The following is a 7,355-nucleotide window of genomic DNA, read 5'->3' as shown; positions in this document are numbered from 1 at the left end:
GATCGAGGCATTCGTCGAAAACTATAATCAGCGCCGCTATCACGAGAGCCTCAACAATCTCACGCCGGCAGATGTCTGGTTCGGACGGGGGCAGACAATCCTGCTCGAACGTGAGCGCATCAAAAGAGCTACCATCCAGAAACGACGCTTGCTTCATCAGCAGCGTGCCGCCTAAACATCATAATCAGATGGGCCAGACCCTCCGTTATTTCACACCATCCATAGTCCCAAATCTTTCGACGACGGACACGTACCGCGTACGCCCCGTCCGCACCTCGGGTGGCACACACCAGAAGAATAGGGGCTCCCGTTGCCAGAGCCAGCCGGTACGGGCCTTCGGGCAGAGTAATGGCCTTCCCCAGAAAAGGGACCGTAACCGTCCGCCCCGTTGCCGGGGAGCGGTCTCCGAGCATACCAATGACGTGCCCCTGTTGCAGACTTTCCGCCACCCGCAGCATGGTGTCGGGCTGGCCTATGGGGATGATGCTGTTCTGATAAGACGGGTCCAGTGCTTCCAGAACCTGCGTGGCCCCGCCGAGGTTGGAGCGGTACATCACCATTTTCAGAGTAATGGCATGGTCACGCCCCAGAGCACGCAACGCCTCGAAAGACCCGATATGGGCGCCCAGCAACAGGCACCCCTGCCCGCGCTCCATCGCCCGCAGAAAGACCTCCCGGCCGGTGCAGCGGACGGCGGGCATGGTCTGGGGAGCCATCAGAAAAAATAGTCTGTCAAGCACGGCCTGAGCAAAGCTGTGAAAGTGCCGCACTACCAGCCGGTTACCCGCCCTTTCCCGCAAAATACGGGACAGATAAATGCGGGATGCCCGGCGTGCTCTGGCGTGGCAGAGGAAAAAATAGAAGGTTATCGGCCAGAGCAAAACCCGCAGACGCCGCCAGCCAAGGCGCTTTGCCAGCCAGATTGCCAGCGCCATGGCCGCACGATTCCCGCGTTCCGGCACCACCCACCGATGATCGGTCTCAGCCTTCAACGGGACGCGCCCTGAGCACCGCACGCAGCACGACATTCCCCAGACAACGGCCCGTCAGGCGCAGGGACTCTCCCGCCTGCCGCATGGAAAACACCACGGGTTGTTCTGGCAAAACAGGATGCAGAAACTTGACCATGTCACACTCAAAGCCCGGCTCATTCAGCAAGGCGCAGGCTGCCTCCAGCAGCAGAACACCGGGCACAACCGGCTGCCTCGGAAAGTGGCCTGCCAGACAGGGATGATCACGCGGCACGGTAAAAGTGCCAATTTCCTCTTCCACGTTTTGCGCGGCTGCCAGCTCACGCAAAGCCTGCAAAGTCAGTTTCCCCACCGCATTGCGCGGCAATGCGGCGACCGGAACAAGACGACGGGGCAAAAAAACCGGGTCTATCAAAGGCCGTAGCGCCTGTAACAGGGTCTCCGCTGCCACTGTGGGGGCGACAACAAACGCCTGCATGCGTGCCTGTGGGTCTGCCCCGGACATATCCGGCGGCAGAAACGCCCCGTCCTCAACCCCCGGCAGACTATTGAGCACAGCATTCAGCGCAGCCAGAGAGCCGCGCTTGCCACCCAGTTTCAGCAGATCCGTGACACGCCCGAGCAACTTGAAGGTTCCTGCCTCACCCGTTTCTATAAAGTCCGCCAGAACATGGTTCAACGCACCGGGAGCCGAGAGTTCCACCCGCCCGTCAGCCAGAGTCTGCAACCCGATATCCCGGTACCAGCTCCAGTACGGGCCGCTCAGGGTGCGCCGGATGGCGACCGAGCCTGTCTCGGTTGACCCATAGATTTCAGTCACTTCAGTCTTTAGAAAACGCTCGGCTTCTTCTGCCAGCTTTTCAGGCAAGGGTGCCGACGCCGATACGACACGCCGCACGGCGGGAACCGTCAGGCCCGACTTTACCAGCCCCCGCAATTGCAGAGGAGTTGTGACCAGAATACGCGGAGCAGAGGCTTTCTCCAGCCGGGCAACCCAGTCTGCCGGGTAATGATCTGCCCCCGCGATGGTTTTAACGCGGGTATTCAGCGCCTGTAGCACCAGTGTCTCAAAACCATACATATGATACGGCGGCACCGTGCCGACCAGAGACGCTGGCCCGGCTTCCGGGTCAAGCAGGACACGGGCCGTGACGCTTCTGGTCACAAGCCCTCCCCAATATTTTTCATGTCCGACAGGCTGCCCTGTGCTGCCAGACGTAAACACGACGGCAACCAGACGCCCGGCATCTATAACCGGATTAAAAGCACGGTGTCCGCTCAGAGGCGAATCATCAGAAAGAGGGACCTCACTCTGTAAAACTTTGCCGCCAGCGGGCAACTGAAAGACTTCAGGGTCTCCGGCCAGAGCAATACAGACGGCGTTGTGCTGCTGCGCCAGTTCAGCCAGCCGGGCTGATGACCGGTCACTTGAGAGCAGCACATACTGGCCCTTTATCAGGGTCGCCGCAAAAAGCAGGGAGAAAAGAAACACATCCGCGCAGACCGGCACCACGGGCTGATCTGGCAGATTTTCCGCCAGACGATGCGCTGCCCGCAAGAAAGCCTGTCCGGTGACTGGCCCTGCCGAGGTGACAAACACCTCGCGTTCCGGCGCATAGAGCAGGGACAAGTCTGGCCAGTTCCGGTTTCCCACGCCCTTGCTCAACAGGATTTATCCGGCAGAGGAACGGTTAGCCTGCAAATACTGGCACAGCGCCCGCAAAGAGCTGAAAATCTGCTTATTGTCCGGGTTATCAGACCGCAGGGTGACGCCATAATCACGCCCGACCAGCAGAGAGATTTCAAGCGCATCAATGGAATCAAGACCCAGACCCTCCCCAAACAGGGGGGCTTCCGGCTCAATTTCGGACGCTGTGACTTCGAGCTGCAATGCCTCGACCAGCCGTTCAGCCACTTCATGTTCAAAGGGGGTTTGCGATGCGGGAGAACTCGTCGTATTCACAGCATAATCTCATCGTTAAAATGCAGATTGAATGAGTCAGCTAACATAAACAATGCATGAAGAAAAGCCACGCTATAACAGAAGCAGAGCCATGCCCGCAAAAAAGATTCTAGGCATTGCGGTGTTTTTTCTCTCGCTTGTTTTAGGGCATATCGCTCATTTTTCCGCTATAAACAGCCTGAATGTTCCTCTTATTATTTTACTGCAAGGCACAGCGCTCGCCCTGTTGAGCAGGCATATTCTGACTGTAGCGTGCTGCACCCTTCTTTTCTGCCTTTTCGGGGTTTATTGTCCCCAGCAGGCGCGCACTACCGATACCCTTCTCATCTATGTGGTCCCGCTGGGGGCCTTGCTGGGCACATTTGCCTGTTCCCTGCTCCCCGCACACACGCCCCTGATTTCCCGCGTGGCGCAGCAGGTGCACGGGCCGTTACGCGCAGATGTGGCGCGCTACACGCGGTTTTTGACCCTCTTCTGGGCGCTCTTTTTTGCCGGAGCATTGCTGGCCCCCGCAGTTCTGGCGCTGGCAGGCCCAGACGGATCATGGCGCTGGCCGTTATCAGGAGGAACGTTTGCGTGCGCTGCGGGCATTATGCTGGTTGAAGCGTACGTCAGACGCCGTGTGATCCGCAATTTTGAGCATGTTTCTCTGCGGGAAACAGTCTCCGCTTTCCGCAAAGCCTCTTCCAGACCCACGTCAGGATGAGTCTGACATGCATAAAGATCAGGCGGGCGTTATCTCTCCCATAATGAAAATGTGAAATCCCTCCTTCAGATTTTTCAAGATAACGCACAGGCGTTGCCTTGTTGCAGGCAGGAACCCCCATCCACACCAGCCGCACCGCAATTTCCGGGTCAAAATCAAAGCCACGCATAAAATGGGACATCCGCATGGCCTGCAGGAAGGGCTTAAGAGGATAAATCCTGAACCCGAACAGGCAGTCCTGCACCACACCGCCAGTTTCCAGCCATACCAGACCATTAGACAGTTTTCGCCCCCAAACCCGTACAGCCGGGGCCTCGGGACCGAACACCGGTTTCCCGAGAATCATAGCCTGTGGGTTCTGGCGTCCGGCCGCCATAAAGTCCGGCAGGTCCTGTGCCGGATGCTGGCCATCGGCATCCATCGTGAGAATATGTGTAAAGCCCGCCTGCTCCGCCCATTGTGCGCCGTATAAAACCGCCCGCCCTTTCCCGCCATTGCGTTGCAAGCGGACAAGATGCAGGCCTGCATGCTGTAACAGCAGATCATCAAGCGCATGCTGGCTGCCATCCTGACTGCCATCACTCACCACAACAACATCCGGCCACACGACCAGAACCTCAGACACCGTGCGCCGTAGCAACTTGCCTGAATTATAAGACGGGATCAGGACAACACAGCGAAACGCGTCCGGCATAACAGAAGAGAACTCCAGCACCACAGGAACAAGGCTGTTCCGCCTCCCATAATTACGATATGACCCGATCACCCCGCCTTTGAGAAGCGATCTTTTTTATGCCTGATCAAAACCCCTGCCCCCCACACCCTGTGCTCCCGGCTTATTACGAGAATGGCAGCGAACGCGCGGTTTTTATTCGGTCTATTTTTGATCGCACCGCCAGTTATTATGACCGCATTAACAGCATCTTTTCTCTTGGGTCTGGCAAATGGTACCGCAGATGGATGCTGCGCACAGCGGGCCTGTGTCAGGGACACAGGCTCCTTGATGTTGCAACCGGCACAGGGCTGGTCGCGCAGGAAGCCGCAACACTCACCGCCCCGGCAAACATTGTCGGGCTGGATATGAGTCAGGGGATGTTAGCGGAGTGCCGCCGCAAGCTGCCCATTCAGGTCGTGCAGGCGGATGCGCAGGCTCTGCCTTTTGCTGAGAACAGCATGGATATGCTCAGCATGGGATACGCTCTGCGCCATGTCCGCGATCTGAATGCGACATTCAGGGGGTATCTGCAGGTTCTTAAACCCGGCGGCAACCTGCTTATTCTTGAAATAGGGCGGGCACGTTCCCCCGCAGTGCAAGCCTTTCTGCGCTTTTATCTGGGAAAGGTCGTGCCGTTTCTCTCAGGCGTTACCGCATCCCGCGAAAGCCGGACCCTGATGGCCTATTACTGGGACACGATTGAACACTGTATTCCCCCAGAGCAGATCCTCCAGAACCTGAAACAGGCCGGGTTTGCAAACGTGCGCAAACACACATCTTTCGGCGTTTTTCATGCTTATATGGCAACGAAGGGCCGTGACTGAGCAGGCAGATCAGGCGACGCATCGTACTTCGGTATGACGACTGTGTTGAGAACGTCATACCGAAACGTCGCGTCGCCGCAGGTCCCCTCTCCTACATCAGCGCAAGGAGCCTGATCCTGACGGGTTTGTCCTGATCAGACAGGAGGGATGCTCTTCATGCCTGTAAGATCAAGGGAGTAGAGCCCATACCGTGTTTTTCCTGCACGAAATTGCAAATTGTCTGAACGATTTCCTGATCTGTCAAAGTGGACAGATCACCAAAGTTTTCGATTTCACCACTTGCGATTTTACGCAGAAGACGACGCACTATTTTACCAGAACGCGTGCGCGGCAAATCAGGAACCAGATAAACAGTTTCCGGCATTGCATAGCGGCCCAGAGCGTCGGCCACCATGCGTTTAATCCCTGCCTCTGTTGGCTGCGCTGTGACATTTTTACGGGCGATTGCAAAAACCACCAGCGCCTGCCCTTTAACAGGATGCGGCACGCCAACAGCGGCACTTTCTAACAAACGATGGTCCGTCGCCAGAACATCTTCCACTTCTGCCGTGCCAAGCCTGTGACCAGCAACATTAATCACATCATCCATTCTGCCCGTAATCCAGTAATAACCATCATCATCCCGCCGGGCGCCATCGCCGGTAAAATAAAATCCGGGCACCATAGAAAAATACGTTTTGCAAAAACGTTCATGGTCGCGCCAGATTGTTCTGGCCTGTCCGGGCCAGGATCTCGCAATACACAGGCTTCCTTCCGCAGAGTTTTCCTGAATACGACCTTGCGGATCAGCCAGAGCCAGATCCAGTCCCGGCAGGGGCGTGCTGGCTGAACCGGGTTTTAAGGGCTGGGCACCCGGCACCGGCCCCAGCACAACACCAGCCGTTTCAGTCTGCCACCATGTATCCGCCACCGGGCATTTTCCACGGCCAATCACATCATGATACCACATCCACACATCAGAACTGATGGGTTCCCCGGCAACGCCAAGCAACCGGAGCGTTTCCAGACTGTGCGCCTGCACAACCGCATCACCATCGGCCATCATGGCTCTGACAGCCGTCGGGGATGTAAACAACATGGTGACTTTATAGTCATCAATCAGATCAAGCCACCGCCCGGCATGCGGCGCATTTGGCAGACTATCCGAAATCATGGTGGTGCCACCATTCGCCAGTGGTCCGTACACAACAGAGGTATGCCCGGTGATCCACGCCACATCCGCCGTGCACCATAAAACATCGCCGGGTTTTTGCGCGTAAACCATGCTCATTGTGTAGGCAGCCCACACCATATATCCCCCGGTTGCATGCACAACAGCCTTCGGCTTTCCTGTGCTGCCAGATGTGTAGAGCATAAACAACGGTGCTTCCGCAGGCATGACAACGGGGACGAAATCAGGTTCAAACCCGTCTACAAAATCATGATAATCATAGTCACGACCGGGGAGCATGGGCACGGCAGCGTCAGACGTTCTGACAACCAGCACGGATTTTACGGTGCAGTTCTGGCCACATTTCAGTAAGGCATCATCCATCGTCTGTTTGAACGGGATGGTTTTGTTGCCGCGTCTGGCCTCACTGGCGGTCATAACCAGCACGGCCCCGCTATCCATCAGGCGTTCCGCAATGCCTTCGGCTGAAAATCCGCCAAACAGCACAACATGCACAGCCCCGATCCGGGCGCACGCCAGCATGGCCACGACGGCCTCGGAAATCATGGGCAGGGAGATAGCGACACGTTCCCCTTTTTCCACCCCAAGATCCGTCAGCGCATTGGCAAGGCGACAGACGCGCTCATGCAGCATGGCATAGGTTATCTGCTCTGCACCGGGGCGCCCTTCCCTGTGACTGATCAGGGCGACCTGATCACCCCGTGCGGTAAGATGGCGGTCAATACAGCAGACAGAGGCATTCAGATGGCCATCATCATACCATTTGATGGAGACATCTCCCTCAAATGACCCCCGGAACCCCTGCGTTGGCTTACGGTGCCAGTGGATACGCCGGGCCTGCTCCAGCCAGAAGCCTTCCGGATTTTGTTGCGCATGCGCGCGCATGGCCTGCAACTCTGCCGGACTCATGCTTGCGGTGTAATGCGGGTGAGAGTGCGTGGGGATAAGGGACAAAGTGGACATGGCTTTCGCTCTGTTGTTGTTTTATTTTGTCCGGCAGGCGGA

At 57.0% G+C, this 7,355-nt stretch carries 7 protein-coding genes and 1 pseudogene; 3 read left to right on the top strand and 5 right to left on the bottom strand.

Annotated elements, in window-relative coordinates:
- Positions 1 to 175: pseudogene (locus KP699_RS11210) on the top strand (IS3 family transposase); the annotation flags it as partial.
- On the opposite strand, the gene KP699_RS11205 reads toward KP699_RS11210, so the two are convergent.
- From KP699_RS11205 to KP699_RS11195, 3 genes are read right to left on the bottom strand one after another with little or no spacing between them, the layout of a single operon-like run.
- On the bottom strand, positions 129 to 992 hold the full coding sequence (locus KP699_RS11205) for an acyltransferase (protein ID WP_215762677.1): 864 nt from the start codon (positions 990 to 992) through the stop codon (positions 129 to 131). The pseudogene KP699_RS11210 and the gene KP699_RS11205 overlap by 47 nt on opposite strands.
- Positions 982 to 2,637 carry an AMP-binding protein gene (locus KP699_RS11200; protein ID WP_215762676.1) on the bottom strand — a complete coding sequence of 552 codons (1,656 nt, stop codon included), beginning with the start codon at positions 2,635 to 2,637 and terminating at the stop codon, positions 982 to 984. Before KP699_RS11200 ends, KP699_RS11205 begins: the two co-directional genes overlap by 11 nt.
- Positions 2,638 to 2,643: 6 nt before the next feature.
- Entirely contained in the window at positions 2,644 to 2,934 is a 291-nt protein-coding gene (locus KP699_RS11195; RefSeq protein WP_077930414.1) for a phosphopantetheine-binding protein, read from the bottom strand.
- Between the two features lie 91 nt (positions 2,935 to 3,025).
- Here KP699_RS11195 and KP699_RS11190 point away from each other — a divergent pair, with 91 nt between their 5' ends.
- Positions 3,026 to 3,640, top strand: a complete 615-nt coding sequence (locus KP699_RS11190; protein WP_215762675.1) for a hypothetical protein — start codon at positions 3,026 to 3,028, stop codon at positions 3,638 to 3,640.
- Here the strand turns inward: KP699_RS11190 and KP699_RS11185 are convergent.
- A complete protein-coding gene (locus KP699_RS11185) occupies positions 3,546 to 4,334 on the bottom strand; it encodes a glycosyltransferase family 2 protein (protein ID WP_215762674.1) in 789 nt (262 codons plus the stop codon). The two genes, KP699_RS11190 and KP699_RS11185, sit on opposite strands and share 95 nt — an antisense overlap.
- Positions 4,335 to 4,432: 98 nt before the next feature.
- Between KP699_RS11185 and KP699_RS11180 the strand changes: the two genes are divergently transcribed.
- The gene (locus KP699_RS11180; RefSeq protein WP_215762673.1) at positions 4,433 to 5,179 is read left to right on the top strand and encodes a class I SAM-dependent methyltransferase; all 747 of its coding nucleotides are present in this window, start codon (positions 4,433 to 4,435) and stop codon (positions 5,177 to 5,179) included.
- 154 nt (positions 5,180 to 5,333) lie between these two features.
- Here KP699_RS11180 and acs read toward each other — a convergent pair whose 3' ends face one another.
- Positions 5,334 to 7,313: an acetate--CoA ligase gene (gene acs, locus KP699_RS11175; RefSeq protein ID WP_215762672.1), complete on the bottom strand. Its 1,980-nt coding sequence runs from the start codon at positions 7,311 to 7,313 to the stop codon at positions 5,334 to 5,336.
- Between the last annotated feature and the right edge of the window lie 42 nt (positions 7,314 to 7,355).

It is taken from the genome of Acetobacter sp. P1H12_c (assembly GCF_018811975.1).
In the GTDB taxonomy this organism is placed as follows: Bacteria; Pseudomonadota; Alphaproteobacteria; order Acetobacterales; family Acetobacteraceae; genus Acetobacter; species Acetobacter persici.
Note: the sequence above shows the minus strand (reverse complement) of the source record. Positions and strands in the feature narration are given on the sequence as shown.

Excerpts from the sequence above, each read along its gene's own strand:
- KP699_RS11190 (WP_215762675.1), top strand. The coding sequence starts at position 3,026 with ATGCCCGCAAAAAAGATTCTAGGCATTGCGGTGTTTTTTCTCTCGCTT.
- KP699_RS11185 (WP_215762674.1), bottom strand. The coding sequence starts at position 4,334 with ATGCCGGACGCGTTTCGCTGTGTTGTCCTGATCCCGTCTTATAATTCA.
- KP699_RS11180 (WP_215762673.1), top strand. The coding sequence starts at position 4,433 with ATGCCTGATCAAAACCCCTGCCCCCCACACCCTGTGCTCCCGGCTTAT.
- acs (WP_215762672.1), bottom strand. The coding sequence starts at position 7,313 with ATGTCCACTTTGTCCCTTATCCCCACGCACTCTCACCCGCATTACACC.